This window comes from Streptomyces sp. M-16, from assembly GCF_052114405.1.
Classification (GTDB): domain Bacteria; phylum Actinomycetota; class Actinomycetes; order Streptomycetales; family Streptomycetaceae; genus Streptomyces.
On record NZ_JBFRER010000028.1, the window covers coordinates 1 to 19,412 of the forward strand.

Genomic DNA, 19,412 nt, shown 5'->3' on the forward strand with positions numbered 1-19,412 from the left:
TGCCGGGGCCCCGGCGGGGCGGCTGCCGGGGCCCCGGCGGGGCGGCCTTCGCGCGGCCCACGGCCAGCTCGCGGCGCAGCACCGGGACGATCCGCTCCCCCAGCAGGTCGATCTGCTCCAGGGCGGTCTTCAGCGGCAACCCCGCGTGGTCCACGGCGAAGAGCTGGCGCTGGTAGTCCCCGTAGGCCTGCCGGAACCCGAGGATCTTCTCGACGGCCTCGTCGGGGCTGCCCACGACCAGCGGGGTCCGGGCCGCGCACTCCTCCAGGGAGTACCGGCCCCCGTACGCCGGGGACAGGTCGAAGTACGGGCGGAACCCGCGCACCGCGTCCTGCGAGCGGGGGCGCACGAAGACCTGCCCGCCGATCCCCACGACGGCCTGCTCGGCCGTGCCGTGGCCGTGCTCCGCGTACCGGGTCCGGTACAGGTCCACGAGGCGGGCGTGGTGCTCGACGGGTCCGTGGAGGTTGTCCGCGAAGAAGCCGTCGCCGTAGAGCGCGGCCCGCTCGGCGGCCTCCGGCGAGCGCAGCGCCGCGTGCCACACGAAGGGCGGTACGCCGTCCAGCGGGCGGGGCGTGGAGGTGAAGCCGTCGAGGCGGGCGCGGGAGCGGCCCCGCCAGTCGACCTGCTCCTCGCGCCAGAGCCGGTGCAGCAGGGCGTAGTTCTCCCGGGCCAGCTCGTGGCCCTGGCGCAGGTCCTGGCCGAACCAGGGGTAGACGTCCGGGGTGTTGCCGTGGCCGGTCATCAGGTCCACGCGGCCGTCCGCGAGGTGCTGGAGCAGCGCGAACTCCTCCGCCACGCGCACGGGGTCGTTGGTGGTGACGAGGGTGGTGGCGGTGGACAGGATGAGCCGCCGGGTGCGGGCGGCGACGTAGGCGAGCAGGGTCGTCGGCGCGGAGCAGACGTAGGGCGGGTTGTGGTGCTCGCCGACGGCGAAGACGTCGAGGCCGGCCTCCTCCGCCCGGACGGCGAGGGTGGTCATGGCCTTGATCCGCTCGTACTCGGTCGGTGCCCGGCCGCCCAGGGGGTCGGGGACCACCTCACCGATCGAGAAGATCCCGAACTGCACCCTGCCGCCCCGCCTCTCGTGCCGACGTCGTACGCCCGGCGGTGCGGTGCCGGGGGGCAGGCCCCGGCACCGCGGTCCGTGGGGGGCCACCGGGGCCCGGAACAGGACCGTGCCGGATCTCCGGGCGACGGGCCAGGGCTGTTCCGGCAGTCCGTCAAGTCGGGTCGTGCCGGGGGGTGGTGGGGTCCCCACCACGTTCGGGCGAAGTGCGGTGCCCGGCGCACCTCCCCGGAAGAGGGGTACTCGAAGGACGGTGGGGGTGCAGTCGATGCACGCCTAGGGGGGCATGTCGTGGCCACGATCATGAGCAGCAGCACCGTCACGGGTACGGGGACGACCACACCGGACCGCGGCGGGGCGCCCGGCAGGGCCGGCGGAGGGACCGGCGGAGGGACCGGCGGACCGGCCACGGCCGCCGCGTACGAGGCCGCCGACGACCTCTGCGCCGCCGTCCTCGGCTCGCTGCGCCGCAGGGACCAGCGCGAGAAGGGCCGCAGGTACGTACGGGGACTGCTGGCCCTCCCGGGCCGCAAGTCGATGCGCGGGATCGCCGGACAGGTGGGCGGAGGGGCCGCCGAGCAGAGCATGCACCACTTCATCTCCAGCTCCACCTGGGACTGGGAACCGATCCGCGGCGCCCTCTGCGGCTACCTGGAGGCCACCGCCACGCCGACCGCGTGGGTGGCGCAGCCGATGGCGATCCCCAAGGGCGGCGAGCACTCGGTGGGCGTGGCGCACCGCTTCGACCCGCACCAGGGACAGATGTTCCGGGGTCAGCAGGCCTTCGGGACCTGGTTCGCGTCCGCCGGGCTGGTGACGCCGGTCGGCTGGCGGATGTTCCTCCCGGAGGCGCAGGCCCCCGCGGGCCCGGGGGCCCCCGCCAACGCGCCCGGCGCCCTCGCCGCCCGGGCCGCCCGGGCCGCGTACGAGGAGGCCGCGTACGAGGAGTCCGCCACCGCCTCCGTCATCGCGACCGTGCGCCGCACCACGGGCGCGCCCCGCCCCGTGGTGCTGGACATCCGGCACATCGGCACCCGTTCGACGATGAACCGCTTCGCGGAGGCCGGGCTGCCGGTGATCGCCCGCGTCGACCCCGCGACCCCGCTGCTGGTCACCGACCCGGCGCTGCCCGGCCACGGCGCGGGCCCGCGCGGCGCCCGCGAGGTCCTGCGGTCGGTGCGGGGCCTGTGCACCCCGGTGGAGTGGACCGACCCTGACCCCGCGCGCCCGGGGGGCCGCCACCGCAGCACCCTCGCGGTGGCGGTGCGCGTGATGATGCCCGACCCGTCCCCGGCCCGCCGGCGGCACCTGCTGCTGGTCGGCGAGTGGACGGACCCGCGCCGCGAACCGGCGCAGATGTGGGTGACGGACCTGGTGCGCCTTCCCGTGGGCCCGCTGCTGCGGCTCACCAAGCAGGCGCTGCGCGTGGACTGCGCCGCCGAACACAGCGGCCGCGAGGCGGGGCTGCGCGATTTCACGGGCCGCGCCCTGCCCGGCTGGCACCGCCACGTCACGCTGGCCTCGATCGCACACGCCGCCCGCGCCCTGACGGCGTAGGCGACGCGGACCACCCGGCCGCCCCGCCGCCCGGCCGCCGTACGGGCTCCCCGTCCTACCCCGCCTGTTCGGCCTCTTGCGCGGCGGTCCGGCGGTCGTGGAGGACCGTACGGGCCTTGCGCAGCCGCAGCGCCAGCTGGATTTCGAGGGCCTGCGCGGGCTTCTGCCAGTGCGGGCCGAGCAGTTCGGCGATGCGCTCCAGGCGGCGGGAGACCGTGTTGGGGTGCACGTGCAGGGTCTCGGCGGCGCGGGTGGGGCTGGCCCCGGAGGCGAAGTAGGCCTCCACGGTGCGGGTCAGGTGCGTCAGCCGGTCGGTGTCGTACTCCAGGACGGGGCCGATGGTCGCGGCGATGAAGGACTCCACGTCGTGGTCGGCGGACAACAGCAGCCCGAGGAAGCCCAGTTCGCGCAGGGAGGCCGTGCCGCCGACCCCGTCCAGGGCGGTCAGCGCGTCCAGGCAGCGCACGGCCTCGGCGTACGCGCCGGCCACCTCCCCCGCGGCGGCGGTGGGCCCCGCGGCGCCCGTGGACACGGCGTGACCGAGGAGCGGCGAGAGTTCGCCGGAGACCCGGTGCGCGGCGGCGGAGGCGTCGGTACCGGGCAGCACCAGGACGATGCAGCCGCGGCGGACGCCCTTGAGGCCGCCCGCCCGGTACGCGTACGAGGACGCCCAGGCGACGGCCTTGCCCAGTTCGCCGCCCTCGGGCCGGGCGACGACCACCACGTGCGGGCGGTCGAGGTCGATGCCGAGCCGGCGGGTGCGCTCCAGCAGGTACAGATCGACGGAGTGCGGCCGCTCCAGCAGGTCGGCGAGGAGTTCGTCGTGCACGGGCCCCTCGGCGGCGGCGGTGCCGCGCTGGATCAGCATGAGGGAGGCCACGGACTGCGCGGCGAGCTGGAGCAGCCGGACGTCCTCGTCGGCCAGCGGCGCCGACGCGCTCAGCAGCAGCACCCCGAGGTCCTCCGCGCCGGCGAGTACGGGGGCCAGCCACAGGTCGCCGGGCAGCCGGACCGGCCGCCGGTCGGTCAGCGCCTGGAGGGCCGCCTTGGCCACCGCGTCCTCGTCCAGACCGGGCAGTTCACCGGTGGCGGTCAGCGGCCGGCCGCCCGGGTCCCGTACCTGGAGCACGCCGTCCAGCGCGTCGGCGGTGGCACGGGCGAGGGTGGGCAGCCCGGCCCCGTCGAGGACCAGGCCGGCCAGCCGGGCGTGGCACTCCCACAGGTAACGGACCCGGGTGAGGGCGGTGTTGGTGCGCGAGCCGAAGGCCTCCAGCTCGGTGACCTCGTCCCGGGTCTGCTCCAGCAGGCGGGCCTTCTCGATGGCGACGGCGGCCAGGTCGGCGAGGGAGAGCATGATGCCGATCTCGTCCGGGGTGAAATGCCGTACCGCGCGGTCGGAGCCGTAGAGGGCGCCGAGGCTGGAGTCCCCGCGCCGCAGCGGGACGGCGATGATCGCGTGCAGGCCCTCCGCCTCCACGACGGCGTCGATGCCGGGGGCGTGCGCGATGGCCGGGTCGGCGAGGTAGTCGGCGGTCCACACCGGGGAGCGGCGGGCCTGGGCGATGCTGCCGAGGCCCCGGCCGGTGCCCAGTTCGAGGCCGGCGTTGAGGGCGGTGGTCTCGCCCTCGGAGGTGCGTACGTACGCGGACCCGTCCGGGCGGCTGAGCGAGAGCCACGCCATGTCGAAGCCGAGGAGGCGCCGGGCGCGGCGGGTGATCAGACGGAGCAGGCCGTCGATGTCGTACGGGGAGGTGAGGTCGTGCGCGGTGTCCACGAGGGCGGTGAGGGCGGCTTCGCGCTGCTCGCGGCGGATGGTGCCGGCCCGGACCGAGCGGGCCAGTTCCACGGCGCGGGCGAGTTCCGCGAGGGCCTCCTCGCCGGTGCCCGTGGCGTGGGCTTCGGCGAGCAGGGCGTCGTACCGGCCCTGGGGGGCGTCCGCCGCGAGCAGTTCCAGTACGGCCAGTGCGCCCGATTCATCCCCCGGCATCCCGCCATCCCCCGTCCGACCAGCTGTTTTCTGCCCGGCTCCCGAACCTAGGTTCCGTGCGGCGAGGGGTCAAGCAAGGCGCGCGGGAGCACCGGACCGGCCGTCCGCCGGACCCCGCGAACGGGCCGGAACGAAGGCCGGGCCGGGCAGCGCGGCAGGCCGGGCCGGAGCCGGTGCGTAAGGCCGGTGCGTAAGGCCGGGGTCAAGGCCGGGGTCAAGGCCGGGGGGTCAAGGCCGGGGGGTCAAGGCCGGGGGTCAGGACCGGGGGTCAAGGCCGGGTGGCGCAGGCCAGGGCCGGGAGCGGGGCCAGGGTCAGGCCCGCCTGCGCGGGGCGCGGGGCCAGGGCGCGCTCTTCGGCCCGGCGCAGGGCGGCCAGGTAGGCATCTCCGGGGCGCCCCGCGCCGGCACCGCGCAGACCGGCCAGGGCCAGGCGCAGTTCGCGGTGGCGGCCGAGCGCGAGTTCCGCTTCGACCCACTGGCCGAGTACGGAGAGCCGGTCGGCGTCGAGCACGGCGATGCGCCGGCGGAGCCAGGTGCCGGCCGCGATCCCGTCCAGGGCGGGGCCGGTCCACAGGTCCAGGGCCCGCCGGAGCCGGGCGGCGGCCTGGGCGGGATCACCGCGTCCCATGGCCCGGTAGCCGGCCCCGGCCTCGCGCTCGAACTCCCTCACGTCACAACGGCCGCCGCCGGTGTCGAGAAGATACCCGCCGGGACGTGTGGAGAGCACCGTTTCGGGAGTCCGTACCGAAGAAGGGCCCAGCGCCTCGGCGATCCGCTCGCGCAGGCGGCGTACGGCGGTGTGCAGGACGGCCCGGGCGTGCTCGGGCGTGACGCGGGCGGCGAGTTCGTCGGCGAGCACGGAGACGGGCACGACCCGGTCGGGAGAGGCCGCGAGGACCGCGAGGACGTGCCGGGACTCCGGCGTGGGGGCCGTGATGGGCACACCGTTCTCGGTGACCCGAGGGGGGCCGAGCACCTCAATGTCCACGTTGTCCTCCCTGGGCAGGCAAGCAAAAAAATAATACCCGGAAGGATCTTCTTGGGAAGGGGAGGGCTTGCCCGAACGCCGTGTCAGCCCGAGGCCGCGTCGCCGGAGGTCTCCTCGCCCGCGCCCGGGTCCACCTCACCCGGTTCCACCCCGCCCGCGCAACCCATCCGGCACGCGTGGACGCCCTCCGGACCGAACAGGGCCCGCGCACCCCGCCCCGGCCGGGTGTCGAGCCGGATCGCCACGGCCGGCACCACCACGTTCGGCATCACGTGGGTGTAGAGCTCCGACACCTGCGCGTCCAGCTCCAGGCGCAGCATCTGGGACATGGTGTTGAGCCCCGCGTACGCGCCCACGATCAGCCGCGACGGCACCACCGTGTCCACGTTGGGCAGCAGCTCGCCCCGCTCCTTCGCCTCTTCCAGCAGGGCCGCGTGCTGGTCGATCCAGGCCTGGTAGGGAGCCGCCCGGTCGAGCTGGGCGCCGACCTGCTCCAGCGAGAGCCGGGCGCTCGCCCGGATCAGCGTCTCGTGCCGCAGCCGGTGCGAGAAGACCATGCCGATGTCCACGAACTCCTGCGCCTTGTACGGCTGCGGGACCATCGGCGGCTGCGTCTCGTTCTGGGCGTCGATGACGGCCTGGGCCAGGGCTTCCTTGGAGTCGAAGTGGAAGTAGAGGGCACCCTTGGTGACCTTCGCGATGTTGACGATGTCCGAGAGCTTGGCCGTGTCGTAGCCGCGCTCCTCGAAGACCTCGGCCGCCGCCTCCAGGATCGCCCGACGCGTGCGCACCGCCCGGTCCTGCTTCACCTGGGGTCGCTCTGTCCTCATGTCTGGCGTCGCCTTCTCCTGGCCCGCCGGCTTTACATCCTCACGGGTACGTTTTTGTGTCTAGATTCCACACCATCGCGTGGCCACAAGTCCACCGGACGGGTCCCGCTCCGTCAGATTGCCCGGTATCCGCCGCCACACCCTGCCCGAAAGGGCAGCGGAACAGGGCGGAGGTGGGGATTCCGGCCCCATGCCAAAGGGGGTCCGCCGGTCCGTTGCGGACCGGCGGACCCCCTTCGGGTCCTCGGTGCTGACTGCCTACTTCAGCTTGGTACCGGCGGAGCGCAGGTTGGCGCAGGCCTCCGCGACGCGCTTGGCCATGCCGGCCTCGGCCAGCTTGCCCCAGGTGCGCGGGTCGTAGGTGGACTTCGTGCCGACCTCGCCGTCGACCTTCAGGACACCGTCGTAGTTGCGGAACATGTGGTCCGCGACGGGGCGGGTGAAGGCGTACTGGGTGTCGGTGTCGAGGTTCATCTTCACGACGCCGTTCTCCAGCGCGGTGGCGATCTCCTCGGCCGTGGAGCCCGAGCCGCCGTGGAAGACGAAGTCGAACGGCGAGGCCTTGCCGTACTTCTCGCCGACGCCGGCCTGGAGGTCCTTGAGGAGCTCGGGGCGCAGGACGACGTTGCCCGGCTTGTAGACGCCGTGCACGTTGCCGAAGGAGGCGGCCAGCAGGTAGCGGCCCTTCTCGCCCAGGCCCAGGGCCTCGGCGGTGCGCAGCGCGTCCTCGACGGTGGTGTACAGCTCGTCGTTGATCTCGTGGCTGACGCCGTCCTCCTCGCCACCGGTCGGGGTGATCTCGACCTCAAGGATGATCTTCGCGGCGGCGGCCTTGGCGAGCAGCTCCTGGGCGATGGCCAGGTTGTCGGACAGGGTCTCGGCGGAGCCGTCCCACATGTGCGACTGGAAGAGCGGGTTCAGACCACGGGCCACGCGCTCGGCGGAGACCTCCAGGAGCGGACGTACGTAGCCGTCCAGCTTGTCCTTGGGGCAGTGGTCGGTGTGCAGCGCGACCGTGACGTCGTACTTGGCGGCGACGACGTGCGCGAACTCGGCCAGGGCGACGGCGCCGGTGACCATGTCCTTGTTGTACTGACCACCCAGGAACTCGGCACCGCCGGTGGAGATCTGGATGATGCCGTCGCTCTCGGCCTCCGCGAAGCCGCGCAGCGCAGCGTGCAGGGTCTGGGTCGAGGTCACGTTGATGGCCGGGTAGGCGAACTTGCCTGCCTTCGCCCGGTCGAGCATCTCGTTGTAGATCTCGGGGGTTGCGATGGGCATCTGTCCGCTCCTTGGTTGTGCGGGGAAGGGTGCTGATTGCGGGCCCTGACCTGGGGGCGACGTCATCGTCGCGCCTATCTTTCCAGACTCGGCGCGGCACTCCACCCCCCTCACCACCCGACGGAGTGCGGATCGGGCGGAGTGTTTCACGTGAAACACTCCGCCGCCCGGCGTCACCTCGGGACCTTCGTCACGAGTCGTCGCGCACCGTCCCACGGTCGGGACCCGAGCCGGACAGGGGTCAGGAAAGACCCAGGTCGCCCAGTCGGTAGCCGGTCAGGTACGGCAGCCCGGCCGCGGCGATGGCGTCGGCCGCGCCCCGGTCCACGATGGTCGCGACGGCGACGACCTCGCCGCCGGCCTCGCGGACCGCCTCGACGGCGGTCAGCGGGGAGCCGCCGGTGGTCGAGGTGTCCTCGACGACCAGGCAGCGCTTGCCCTTCACCTCGGTGCCCTCGATGCGGCGCTGCATGCCGTGGGCCTTCTGCGCCTTGCGGACGACGAAGGCGTCGAGGCGCGCGCCGCGGGCGGCGGAGGCGTGGAGCATCGAGGTGGCCACCGGGTCGGCGCCCAGGGTCAGGCCGCCGACGCAGTCGAAGTCGAGGTCGGCGGTGAGGTCGAGCATGACCTGCCCGACCATCGGGGCCGCCTCGCCGTCGAGGGTGATCCGGCGGAGGTCGATGTAGTAGTCGGCCTCCTTGCCGGAGGAGAGGGTCACCTTGCCGTGCACGACGGCCTTGTCCTTGATCTGCTGCAGAAGCGCATCGCGTACGTCAGTCATGCCCCCGAGCTTAATTGCGCCCTACGGGAGCCGCCGCCAGGTCCAGGTGCTGGAGATCTCCAGCGGGTCGACGGGGGTGACCAGCTGCGGGAGGCTGTTCAGGCCGTTCGGCGGTCCGGACTGGGGCTCGACGCAGACGGCCTCGGGCTGCTCGTCGTAGACCACCACCCATTCGGCCCGGCTGGTGACCTTCAGCTCCAGCTGACCGGGCCAGGTGAGGGTGACGTCGACCCCCTCGGGCATGCCGAAGCAGTCGTCCCAGGGTCCCGGCTTCGGGGCGATGCGGCGGCCGGTCGGGATGTGGTCCTCGCCGCGTTCCTCCTGCCAGGCCGGGTCGAAGGCGATCTGCGCCTCGGGCCCGCCGGGCGTCAGGACGCGGTGGAACCAGGGGTGCCAGCCCGCCTGCGCCGGGAAGGAGTCCTCGTACGTCTCCACGCCCAGGGTGAGCGTCAGCGCGTCCTCGGTGAGCTCGAAGACCTGGGTCACCCGGCCCGCGTACGGCCACGGGTCTGCGAGGTCGTAGACGAAGGCGGCCCGGGTCGCGCTCACCCCGGCGGGCTTCCAGGAGGCGTCGCGGCCGAAGCCGTGGATGGCGTGCGGGGGGTGGTTCAGGGGCAGCCGGTGGACGGTCGCCCCGTCGTGGAACCGCCCGTTCGCCGTCCGGCCGCACCAGGGGACCATGGGGAAGGACCCGAAGTGCGGGCCCTGGCGCAGCAGCTCGGTGCCGTCGACGCGCAGACTGCTGATCCGGCAGCCGTTCTCCCGGTCGATGGTGATGTCGGCGCCGCCGGCGCTCAGTCGCGTACTCATACGGCGACCCTACGGCCCGTCAGCGGCGGCGGCGCAACACCCTTCCGACAACGACGGCCGAGGCCAGGGCCAGGGCCGCCGCCGGGGCGATCCAGCGCATGCCGGCTCCCGCGCCGACGGTGGAGGGGGCCGGTACGGGGGCGTAACGGCCGCGCGGCGGCGCGTGGTCGACCTCCTCGGCGCTGCGGCCGATCATCGTGCGGCGGGCGTGGGCCGCCTCGGCCGGGGGACGGGCGGAGCCGCCGGGAGCACCCGCGGCGGCGTCGGTGCCGGCGGGCTCGGGCGCCCCGGCGGCTCCGGACGGCTCGGTGAAGTCGGCTTCCGCGAAGGGGTCCAGGGAGGGGGGCGGCACTTCGGTCTCGAACACGGACGCGCTGACCCCGGGCCCCGCCTCCCCTTCCTCACCGCTGCCCGCGCCCTCGTCCGCTCCGTTCGCCTCCGCCGCCTCTTCCGCCTCTTCCGCCTCCGCCACCGGGTCCTGCGGCCGCGGCCGGGCGTCGCGTTCGGGTCCGCCGGCCGCGGCGAGGTTCCCGGCGAGCCGGTCGAGGAGCCTGCGGGCGGCGGTGGCGGTGGCCTCGGGTTCGAAGGCGGCGGCGCGTCCGTCGACGGTCGCCTCCGCGGTGAACTCCAGCCGGGTGCCGCCCTCGTGCGGGATCAGCCGCAGCCCGAGGGCGAGCTTGACGGTGCCGCTCCCGCGCACCTCGGCGCCCTCGCCCCCGGCGGCGAAGCGGCCGGGCTCCGGCTCGGTGAGGGACAGCGCCCCCCGGTAGGTCACCGTGCTCCCGCCGACCCGCACCCTGAGGCGCCCCGCGAGCGGCCCGGCCGCCGTATCGGCGTCCTGCTGGAGGCCGGGGACGCAGCGGGCCACCCGGGCGGGATCGCGCAGCAGGGCGCGGAGATCGTCTGCCGGTACCGGAACGAACACCTGATGCTCCATGTGGTCGAGCCTACCGACGTGGCCCGTCCGTGCACACGGACACGACAGTCCCGGGCCCCGGCGGGCGGGATCAGGAGTAGCGCGGGTGCGGGAGCGTCGAGGGCGGGAGCCCGGTCAGCCGGGTCCGGGCCGCGTCCCGGGCGGAGTCCCGCAGGGCCCGGGTGGACACGGCGCGCAGGGCGGGCGCGTCCCGGTCGACCCGCAGCTCGGGGACGCGCTCGCGGGCGGCGAGTACGAAGCCCCAGTCCTGCGGGGGCGAGCCCGCGGCCCCGGCGGTGCGGTCGGGGCCGGCGGTGAAGCCGGTGAGGCGGCCGCCCGCGCTGTAGGGGGTGGTGAGCAGCCCGGCCGCCCGGAGGGTGGAGTCGACGGTCCAGTAGGTGCGCGGCCGGGTGGTCAGGGGCCCGGCGTGGACGGCGAGCCGCCCGCCGGGGTTCAGGGCGCGCGCGGCCAGGCCGTAGAACTCCTGCGAGTACAGCTTCGTGCTCGGGGTGATGCCCGGGTCGGGGAGGTCGGAGACGATGACGTCGAAGCGGTCGCGGGCGGCCGGGCCCCGCAGCCAGCGGAAGGCGTCCTGCGTGACGACGCCGATCCGGGGGTCCTCGTAGGCCTTGGCGTTGAGCGCGGAGAGCATGGGGTCGGTGCGGGCGAGCCGGACCACTCCGGGGTCGAGCTCGACGACGGTGACGGAGGCGACGTCGCGGTAGCGCAGCACCTCGCGGGCGGCGAGCCCGTCGCCGCCGCCGAGGACCAGCACGCGGGCGTGCGGGCCGGTCATGGCGGGGTGGACGAGGGCCTCGTGGTAGCGGTACTCGTCGTAGCCGGAGACCCGGAGCCGGCCGTCGAGGTAGAGGTCGAGGGAGCGCGGGGAGCCGGTGGCCGGGCCGGTCAGCACCAGTTCCTGCACCCCGGTCTGCACGGCGACGCGGACCTCCCCGCCGTAGACGGCGGTGCGGGCGACCCGTTCGAAGTCGTCGGCGAGCAGGGTCGCGGAGGCGAGGACGGCCAGGACGGTCGCGTTGGCGGCGATCAGCAGCCAGCGGCAGCGGCGGCTGAGGTCGCGGCGGAACAGCCACAGGACGAGCCCGCCGCCGACGACCGCGTTGACGGTGCCGGTGAGCAGGGCACCGGTGAGCTGCCCGACCATCGGGAGCAGCAGGAAGGGGAAGGCGAGCCCGCCGACGAGGGCGCCCACGTAGTCGGCGGCGAAGAGGTCGGCGACGGCCCCGCCGGCGTCCTGTCTGCGGACGCGCTGGATGAGGACCATCAGCAGCGGGATCTCCGCGCCGATGAGCACCCCGATGGCGAAGGAGAAGGCGACGAGGGCCGGCCGCGACTCCCCCAGCCAGGCGAAGCTCGCGTACAGGGCCATCGCGGAGAAGCCGCCGAGCAGGGCGAGCGCGGCCTCGATGGCGCCGAAGCCGAAGGCGGGCCGGCCGCGGAGCCGTTTGGCGAGCAGTGAGCCGACACCCATGGCGAAGACCATGACGGACAGCACCACCGACGCCTGGGTGACGGAATCTCCGATGAGGTACGAGCCGAGGGCGAGCAGCTCCAGTTCGTACACGAGCCCGCAGGCGGCGCACACGAACACGGTGGCCAGGACGAGGAGTCGGCCGGTCCGGGGGCGTACGGGCAGGGCGGCCGGGACGGGCTGCACGCCCCGCGGCTCCGGCGCCGGGAGCACCCCGCGCGGGGCGGAACGGTCGATCATGCAGCGAACCGTACGTCACCACCCACTCACACCCTGTCACCCACATGGGTGCAACTGGCGTGTGGATCAGGCCAGTTGGCGTAATGGGCCGGCAATCGGCACGCAACCCCGGCGCCCTAGACGGCCACTCCCGTGCGCACGCCGACCCGGGTCCGGGTGGCCACCAGCTGGCCCTCCTGCGGGTACGCGTGCCAGGTCCGCCAGCGCACCTGGCCCTCGTAGCGCTGGGCCAGCAGGGCGGTGAACGCGTGCGGATCGCCCGGGAAGGTGCCCGCTAGGCCGTTCGGGTGGTCCGCTACCAGCGCGAGCAGTTCCTGGGCCCGCCCCGCGAAGGAGCCGCGCGAGAGGGTCTCCACGCGCGCGGCGAACTCGTACTCCCAGTCACCCACCCGCTTGGCCACGCCGAGCGGCAGCGGCGTACTGCTGCCGGGCATGCAGGCGACCGTCTCCGAGCAGAGCACCTCGCCCTCCTCCAGGAGCACCTGGTGGGAGGCCCCGAGCAGGCGCAACTCCACCTTCGCGTCCGCGAGCTGGAGGTTGAGTGCGGCCAGGGCGGGCAGCCGCTCCCGTCCCAGGGCCCAGGCGAGATCGGCGGCACGCGTGTCGGTGTAGGTGGTCTGGAGGGTCGTGAGCATGAGTCGGCTCCGCAAACGCGCGAGGGAGATGGGCCGGGGCCCGCCAGCGGTAGTCAACGGGTGGGGGGACACCGGCACGGGTCCGCAGGAAGTCCAGGGAGGTCCGAGGACTGGTCTACTCAACCGAGGGAATCATGAAAGGCACGGCACTCACAGCGTTTTTACCCAACTTGACGGGGTTTACATCCCCCCGGGGGCTACTCGGTTCACGTGTTCAACCACATGCCGCCCGTACGCCGTAGCGCGGGCCCGAACAAGAAGACGTACCAGGGAAGTTGTCCCCGCCGCAGCGCCCGTTCACGCGGCCCCGGCAGGCCTCTCCCAGTGTCAGCTGGAGCCGCACCCTCCGCCACCGCAGGACGATCCGCACGAGGACGACGAACCACAGGAGGACGAGGAGCCGCACGACGAGGAGGAACCGCAGGAGGAGGCCCCGCCACCGCCCGCCCACCAGCCGCCGGAGCCGCCGCCGCTGCCGGAACCGCCGCCCCCGAAGAGCTTCTTGATCAGGATGACGCCGCCCACCACGGCCCCGACGATCAGCACGGAAAGAATCATGTCCTCGCCCCCTATCTGACACCCGGTCCCCCGGGTCCCGGGATCCCCTCGTCCCGGTGTGCAGGGGGGATGCCCGCAGGCCAACACGGCCAAAGCACACTTGAGCAACTCCAGAGGTTCCCCCCAGGATGGCGGCCATGAGCGCACCCGCGAGCAGCAGCAACCGCCCGTTCCTCAACCGCCGGCTGGCCGCCTTCGGCACGACGATCTTCGCGGAGATGTCGGCTCTGGCCGCCGCCACTGGATCGATCAACCTGGGCCAGGGGTTCCCCGACACCGACGGCCCCGCCGAGATCGCCGAGGCCGCCGTCCGCGCGATCCGCGACGGCCGCGGCAACCAGTACCCGCCGGGTCCGGGCGTCCCCGAACTCCGCGCGGCGATCACCGCCCACCAGCAGCGCTTCTACGGGCTCGGCTACGACCCGGACACCGAGGTGCTCGTCACCGCCGGAGCCACCGAGGCCATCGCCGCCGCCCTCCTCGCCCTCCTGGAACCCGGCGACGAGGTCATCGCCCTCGAACCGTTCTACGACTCCTACGCCGCCTGCATCGCCATGGCCGGGGCCGTCCGCGTCCCGCTCACCCTGCGCGCCCCGGACTTCCGCCCCGACCTGGACGCCCTGCGCGACGCCGTCACCCCGCGCACCCGGCTGCTCCTGCTGAACACCCCGCACAACCCGACGGGCACCGTCCTCACCCCCGCCGAACTGGCCGCGATCGCCGAACTCGCCGTCGAGCGGGACCTCCTCGTCGTCACGGACGAGGTCTACGAGCACCTGGTCTTCGAGGGCGGCCACACCCCGCTGGCCTCGCTCCCCGGCATGCGCGAGCGCACCGTCACCATCTCCTCGGCCGGCAAGACCTTCTCCTTCACGGGCTGGAAGGTCGGCTGGATCACCGCCCCGCCCGCCCTCGTCTCGGCCGTGCGCTCCGCGAAGCAGTTCCTGACGTACGTCTCCTCGGGGCCCTTCCAGTACGCCGTCGCCGAGGCCCTCGCCCTCCCCGACTCCTACTACGACGACTTCCGCGCCGACCTCGCCGCCAAGCGCGACCTCCTCGCCGACGGCCTCGCCGACGCCGGGTTCGAGGTCTTCCGCCCGCAGGGCACGTACTTCATCACCACCGACGTCTCACCGCTCGGCGAGAAGGACGGGCTCGCCTTCTGCCGCGCCCTCCCCGCCCGCTGCGGCGTGGTCGCCATCCCGAACCAGGTCTTCTACGACGACAAGTCCGCCGGCGCCACCCAGGTCCGCTGGGCCTTCTGCAAGCGGACCGATGTCCTCCAGGAGGCCGTCACCCGCCTGCGGCAGCTCTAGCCGCGTTCCTCCCCGGCCTGGGCGGAGCCCGGCAGTCCGGGGAGTTGGTACTCGAACCAGACGCGGTGGGTGCCGTCCTCCTCGACGAGCAGGCCGCCCGAACCGGTGATGCCGGCGAGGGCGGCCGTACCGCTGCCCGGGACGATCAGGAAGTGGTCGGTGCCCCGGTGCGGGCCGCCGTCCGTGGTCGCCGAGTGGACGAAGTTGAAGGCGCCCTCCCGGCCTTCGAGGGAGCCCTCGAAGGACTCCATCGCGACGTACGTGCCGATGCCCGAAGCCTGGTCGAAGGCCGCGGTGAAGAGCGTGGCCGAACGGCCTTCGAGGCCCTCGCCCTCGTAGTGTTTCTCCAGCGTGGCGACTCCGACGGGAAGCGCGGTCTCCACCGCCGGTTCCGGTACGAGCGACGCCGGAGTGAAACTGACGACCTTGAAAGTGCCCGCAGTTCGCATCATCGGACGAGCGTACTGCCGTGGGCACGGGAAAGCCGGGCGGAACATGACGCTGGTGGCCCTGCGGCCGCGGGTACGGGAGACCACGGCCCCGACGGCCCTCGTCGCGCTCGGTGTGTTCGCCGCCGTACGCGGAGCCGGGGTGCTGGTGGTGGCCGCCGGATCCTGGTGGGCCGGCCGGGACCCGGTACGGGTGCTCGGCGCCTCCTGGGACTCCGTCTGGTACCTCGGGATCGCCGCCCACGGCTACGGCCGGACCCAGATGTGGGCCTCCGGCTCCATCCAGAGCGACTACGCCTTCTTCCCGCTCTACCCCGCCCTGGTGCGCCTCGCCGGCGGCACCGCGCTCGCCGGGCTCGCCGTGTCCTGGACGGCCGCCGCCGCGGCCGCCGTGGGTGTGTACCGGGTCGGGGAGCGGCTCCTCGCAGCCCCCAGGGGCGGGCTGCTGCTCGTCGGCCTGTGGGCGGTGCTGCCGCATTCCGTGGTGCTGACCCTCGGCTACACCGAGGCACTGCTGACCGCCCTCGCCGCCTGGGCCCTGGACTGCGTGCTGCGCGGGCGCTGGGCGTGGGCGGCGGCCCTGGCGGTGCCGGCCGGACTGACCCGGCCCACCGGGATCGCCGTGGCCGCCGCCGTGACGGCGGCGGCCGTACGGGAGCTGGCGCTGCGGGACCGGCGGGCGCCCGCGGTGTGGGCGGCCGGGCTGCTGGCGCCGGCGGGCTGGGCGGCGTACGTCCTGGCCGTCGGGGCGCGCCGTCACGACCCGCTCGGCTACTTCGCCGTCCAGCGGCAGTGGGGCTCGCGCTTCGACTTCGGCGCGGGGGCGATGGGCTCGGTGCAGAAGGTGCTGACCGGCGGGCACGCCCCGCTCGCCACCACGGTGACGGTGGCCGTCCTGGCCGCGGCCGGCCTGCTCGCGGCGGTCCTTCTCCTGGAACGGGCTCCGCTGCCGCTGCTCGCGTACACCGGGACCCTGCTGCTGATCACCTTCGGCGGGGCCGGGTTCTTCGAGTCGAAGCCGCGGTTCCTGCTGCCCGCGTTCCCGCTGCTGCTGCCGCTGGCCGCCCTCATGGCGAGAGCCCGGCCGCGCACGGCGGTCGGGGTGACCGCCTGCCTGGCCGGGCTCTCGTACGGCTACGGGGTGTACCTGCTCCTGGTGGCGCGGATACCTCCGTGAGGGCCGTTGGCGACTAGTTGTCCTCGTCGCCCTCGGTCTTGTCGTCGCCCTCCGCGGAGTCKACCTCCTTTTCGAGGCCGAGCTGCTCGATGAGCCACTTGTCGAACTCGATCGACGCGCGGACCCAGCTGACCGTGGAGGACACGAAGTGCTCCAGGTTGACGCCGGTGCCGATCAGCATCTGCGCCTCACCGATCAGACGGACCGAGCCGTCGTCGTGCGTGTGGCTGTAGACCTTGGGCCACAGGGTGCGACGGTTCCAGTCGTCGATCGATTCGAGCAGCTGCGGCTTGTCGTCGATCGCGTGCGGGCGGTCGTAGAAGGTCCGGACGGAGAAGACCTGCTGCTCGCCTTCGCCGCGGAACATGAAGTACGTCCGGAAGTCCTCCCACGGCGCCGCGAGGTCACCCTCGTCGTCGACGACGTACTTGAGCTCCATCTGCTCCAGGAGCTGCTTGACCAGATCCTGGTCGGGGACGACGGGGCCCGCCGGTCCTGTGGCCTGCGGTTCGGGCTGACCCCCGAAGTTCGGAATCGAGGCCGGGTCGATGCTCACCGTGTACTTCCCTTCGTGCGGATACAGCCATCCTCCCCCATCGGTCCCACCCCGTGTCCACCCCCGCACGCCCGATCCGCTCCGGGCGGACACCGGAGCGGGAACGGGGGCGGAAAGCAGGGCGGAAACCGGGGCGGAAACCGGGCGTGCCCGACGGGCTAGAGGGCCTTGCCGACCAGGAGGCCGTCGCCGGCCACGTCGACGCGGACGGTGTCGCCGTCCTTGACCTCGCCGGAGAGGATCTCCTTGGCGAGGCGGTCGCCGACCGCCGTCTGGATCAGGCGGCGCAGGGGGCGGGCGCCGTACGCCGGGTCGTTGCCCTCGTCCGCCAGCCAGGCCAGGGCCCCGGGCGTGACCTCCAGGGCGAGCCGGCGCGCCGCCAGCCGCTGCGCGAGACGTCCGATCTGGAGCTCGGCGATGTGGGCCAGCTCGTCGCGGGTGAGGGCGGAGAAGACCACCAGGTCGTCGAGCCGGTTGAGGAACTCGGGCTTGAAGCTCGCCCGCACCACGTCCAGGACCCGGGCCTTCTTGTCCTCGGCGGAGATCGCCGGGTCCACCAGGAACTGGCTGCCGAGGTTGGAGGTCAGGATCAGGATGGTGTTGCGGAAGTCCACCGTGCGGCCCTGGCCGTCGGTGAGGCGGCCGTCGTCGAGGACCTGGAGCAGGATGTCGAAGACCTCCGGGTGGGCCTTCTCCACCTCGTCGAGCAGGACCACGCTGTAGGGGCGGCGGCGGACGGCCTCGGTGAGCTGGCCGCCCTCCTCGTAGCCGACGTAGCCGGGCGGGGCGCCGACGAGGCGGGCCACGCTGTGCTTCTCGGAGTACTCGGACATGTCGATGCGGACCATGGCCCGCTCGTCGTCGAAGAGGAAGTCCGCGAGGGCCTTGGCCAGCTCGGTCTTGCCCACGCCCGTGGGGCCCAGGAAGAGGAACGAGCCGGTGGGGCGGTCCGGGTCGGCGATGCCGGCGCGGGTGCGGCGCACCGCGTCCGAGACGGCGCGCACGGCCTCGCCCTGGCCGATCAGGCGGCGGCCCAGCTCCTGCTCCATGCGGAGCAGCTTCTGGGTCTCGCCCTCCAGCAGGCGGCCGGCCGGGATGCCGGTCCAGGCACCGACGACGTCGGCGATGTCGTCGGGGCCGACCTCGTCCTTGACCATGGTGCCCTTGGAGGCCTCCGCCTCGGCCTCGGTGGCCTCGGCCAGCTCGCGCTCCAGCGTCGGGATCTCTCCGTAGAGCAGCTTGGAGGCGGTGTCGAAGTCTCCGTCGCGCTGGGCGCGCTCGGCCTGGCCGCGCAGGTCGTCCAGGCGCTCCTTGAGCTCGCCCACGCGGTTGAGGGACTGCTTCTCCTTCTCCCAGCGGGCGGTCAGGCCGCGCAGCTCCTCCTCCTTGTCCGCCAGGTCCTTGCGGATCTTCTCCAGACGCTCGATGGAGGCCGGGTCGGCCTCGCCCCGCAGCGCCAGCTCCTCCATCCGCAGCCGGTCGACGGAGCGCTGCAGCTCGTCGATCTCCAGCGGCGAGGAGTCGATCTCCATGCGCAGCCGGGACGCGGCCTCGTCGACGAGGTCGATGGCCTTGTCGGGCAGGAACCGGGAGGTGATGTAGCGGTCGGAGAGGGTGGCGGCGGCCACGAGGGCGCTGTCGTTGATGACCACCTTGTGGTGGGCCTCGTAGCGGCCCTTGAGACCGCGCAGGATCGCGATCGTGTCCTCGACGGACGGCTCGGCGACCAGCACCTGCTGGAACCGGCGCTCCAGCGCCGGGTCCTTCTCGATGCGCTCGCGGTACTCGTCCAGGGTGGTCGCGCCGACCATCCGCAGCTCGCCGCGGGCCAGCATGGGCTTGAGCATGTTGCCCGCGTCCATGGCGGAGTCCCCGCCGGCGCCCGCGCCGACGACGGTGTGCAGCTCGTCGATGAAGGTGATGATCTGGCCGTCGCTCGACTTGATCTCCGCCAGGACGGTCTTGAGGCGCTCCTCGAACTCGCCGCGGTACTTCGCGCCGGCGACCATCGCCCCGAGGTCGAGGGAGACCAGCCGCTTGTTCTTCAGCGACTCGGGGACGTCGCCCTTGACGATCCGCTGGGCGAGGCCCTCGACGACGGCGGTCTTGCCGACGCCGGGCTCGCCGATCAGCACCGGGTTGTTCTTGGTTCGGCGCGAAAGGACCTGGACAACGCGGCGGATCTCGTGATCGCGGCCGATGACGGGGTCGAGCTTGCCCTCGCGGGCGGCCGCCGTGAAGTCCGTGCCGAACTTCTCCAGGGCCTTGTACTGGCCTTCGGGATCGGGGGTGGTCACCCGCCGCCCTCCTCGTGCGTTCTCGAAGGCGGCCAGCAGCTTCTTCGCCGTCGCGCCCTGTGCGGAAAGGACCTCACCGGCGGCGCCGCCCTTGGCGGCGGTCGCGATGAGGAGGTGTTCGGTGGAGAGGTAGTCGTCGCCGAGCTTGCCCGCCTCGGCGTCGGCCTCGGCGAGTACGGCGAGCAGCTCGCGGGTGGGCTGCGGCGGCGCGACGGTGGAGCCCGTCACGCTGGGCAGGGCGGCGAGCAGCCGCTCCGCGCCGGAGCGGACGGCGGCCTGGTCGGCCTCGGTCGCGGCGAGCAGGTCGGTGACGTTCTCGTTGTCCTCGCCCGCGAGGAGCGCCAGCAGCAGGTGGGCGGGGGTCAGGTCGGCGTGACCGTCCTTGACGGCCCTGCTGGTGGCCGCGTTCAGGGCGTCGCGGCTCTTGTTCGTCAGCTCGGCTTCCACTCTGTGGCTCTCCTCTCCGGCGGGGG

16 protein-coding genes and 1 pseudogene are annotated in these 19,412 nt (G+C 73.5%); 3 read left to right on the forward strand and 14 right to left on the reverse strand.

Annotated elements, in window-relative coordinates:
* On the reverse strand, positions 1-1,069 hold a 1,069-nt coding region (locus AB4039_RS15150), incomplete at its 3' end, for a CE1758 family FMN-dependent luciferase-like monooxygenase (RefSeq protein ID WP_442270947.1).
* 303 nt (positions 1,070-1,372) lie between these two features.
* Between AB4039_RS15150 and AB4039_RS15155 the strand changes: the two are divergent.
* Positions 1,373-2,620 (forward strand): annotated as a pseudogene (locus AB4039_RS15155) (IS701 family transposase); the annotation flags it as partial.
* 61 nt (positions 2,621-2,681) lie between these two features.
* Here the strand turns inward: AB4039_RS15155 and AB4039_RS15160 are convergent.
* From AB4039_RS15160 to AB4039_RS15205, 10 genes are all read right to left on the reverse strand, one after another.
* The gene (locus AB4039_RS15160; protein WP_442270948.1) at positions 2,682-4,613 is read right to left on the reverse strand and encodes a helix-turn-helix domain-containing protein; all 1,932 of its coding nucleotides are present in this window, start codon (positions 4,611-4,613) and stop codon (positions 2,682-2,684) included.
* Between the two features lie 268 nt (positions 4,614-4,881).
* On the reverse strand, positions 4,882-5,601 hold the full coding sequence (locus AB4039_RS15165; RefSeq protein WP_266840054.1) for a BTAD domain-containing putative transcriptional regulator: 720 nt from the start codon (positions 5,599-5,601) through the stop codon (positions 4,882-4,884).
* 83 nt (positions 5,602-5,684) lie between these two features.
* Entirely contained in the window at positions 5,685-6,431 is a 747-nt protein-coding gene (locus tag AB4039_RS15170) for a ScbR family autoregulator-binding transcription factor (protein ID WP_266840055.1), read from the reverse strand.
* A gap of 258 nt (positions 6,432-6,689) precedes the next feature.
* Positions 6,690-7,712 (reverse strand): class II fructose-bisphosphate aldolase, encoded by a 1,023-nt coding sequence (gene fbaA, locus AB4039_RS15175; protein WP_100660923.1) that lies wholly within the window; start codon positions 7,710-7,712, stop codon positions 6,690-6,692.
* A 241-nt stretch (positions 7,713-7,953) separates the two neighbouring features.
* Positions 7,954-8,493: an orotate phosphoribosyltransferase gene (gene pyrE, locus AB4039_RS15180; protein ID WP_266840056.1), complete on the reverse strand. Its 540-nt coding sequence runs from the start codon at positions 8,491-8,493 to the stop codon at positions 7,954-7,956.
* Positions 8,494-8,514: 21 nt separating this feature from the next.
* Complete coding sequence (locus AB4039_RS15185; protein ID WP_266840057.1) at positions 8,515-9,303, reverse strand: aldose epimerase family protein; 789 nt, start codon at positions 9,301-9,303, stop codon at positions 8,515-8,517.
* A 19-nt stretch (positions 9,304-9,322) separates the two neighbouring features.
* Positions 9,323-10,240 carry an SRPBCC family protein gene (locus tag AB4039_RS15190; RefSeq protein ID WP_266840058.1) on the reverse strand — a complete coding sequence of 306 codons (918 nt, stop codon included), beginning with the start codon at positions 10,238-10,240 and terminating at the stop codon, positions 9,323-9,325.
* Positions 10,241-10,310: 70 nt separating this feature from the next.
* Positions 10,311-11,951 carry a polyamine aminopropyltransferase gene (locus AB4039_RS15195; RefSeq protein ID WP_266840059.1) on the reverse strand — a complete coding sequence of 547 codons (1,641 nt, stop codon included), beginning with the start codon at positions 11,949-11,951 and terminating at the stop codon, positions 10,311-10,313.
* Positions 11,952-12,067: 116 nt separating this feature from the next.
* Positions 12,068-12,586, reverse strand: coding sequence for a DUF2617 family protein (locus tag AB4039_RS15200; protein WP_266840060.1), 519 nt, complete (start codon positions 12,584-12,586; stop codon positions 12,068-12,070).
* Positions 12,587-12,913: 327 nt separating this feature from the next.
* The gene (locus AB4039_RS15205) at positions 12,914-13,144 is read right to left on the reverse strand and encodes a hypothetical protein (protein WP_442270949.1); all 231 of its coding nucleotides are present in this window, start codon (positions 13,142-13,144) and stop codon (positions 12,914-12,916) included.
* A 128-nt stretch (positions 13,145-13,272) separates the two neighbouring features.
* On the opposite strand from AB4039_RS15205, the gene AB4039_RS15210 reads away from it, so the two are divergent.
* Complete coding sequence (locus AB4039_RS15210) at positions 13,273-14,460, forward strand: pyridoxal phosphate-dependent aminotransferase (RefSeq protein WP_266840062.1); 1,188 nt, start codon at positions 13,273-13,275, stop codon at positions 14,458-14,460.
* Here AB4039_RS15210 and AB4039_RS15215 read toward each other — a convergent pair.
* Positions 14,457-14,909: a DUF3224 domain-containing protein gene (locus tag AB4039_RS15215; protein ID WP_266841741.1), complete on the reverse strand. Its 453-nt coding sequence runs from the start codon at positions 14,907-14,909 to the stop codon at positions 14,457-14,459. The genes AB4039_RS15210 and AB4039_RS15215 overlap by 4 nt on opposite strands.
* A 46-nt stretch (positions 14,910-14,955) precedes the next feature.
* On the opposite strand from AB4039_RS15215, the gene AB4039_RS15220 reads away from it, so the two are divergent.
* The gene (locus AB4039_RS15220) at positions 14,956-16,086 is read left to right on the forward strand and encodes a hypothetical protein (RefSeq protein WP_442270950.1); all 1,131 of its coding nucleotides are present in this window, start codon (positions 14,956-14,958) and stop codon (positions 16,084-16,086) included.
* A gap of 13 nt (positions 16,087-16,099) precedes the next feature.
* Here AB4039_RS15220 and AB4039_RS15225 read toward each other — a convergent pair whose 3' ends face one another.
* Positions 16,100-16,642 carry a YbjN domain-containing protein gene (locus AB4039_RS15225; protein WP_266840064.1) on the reverse strand — a complete coding sequence of 181 codons (543 nt, stop codon included), beginning with the start codon at positions 16,640-16,642 and terminating at the stop codon, positions 16,100-16,102.
* Between the two features lie 158 nt (positions 16,643-16,800).
* Entirely contained in the window at positions 16,801-19,386 is a 2,586-nt protein-coding gene (gene clpB, locus AB4039_RS15230) for an ATP-dependent chaperone ClpB (RefSeq protein ID WP_266840065.1), read from the reverse strand.
* Positions 19,387-19,412: the final 26 nt, after the last annotated feature.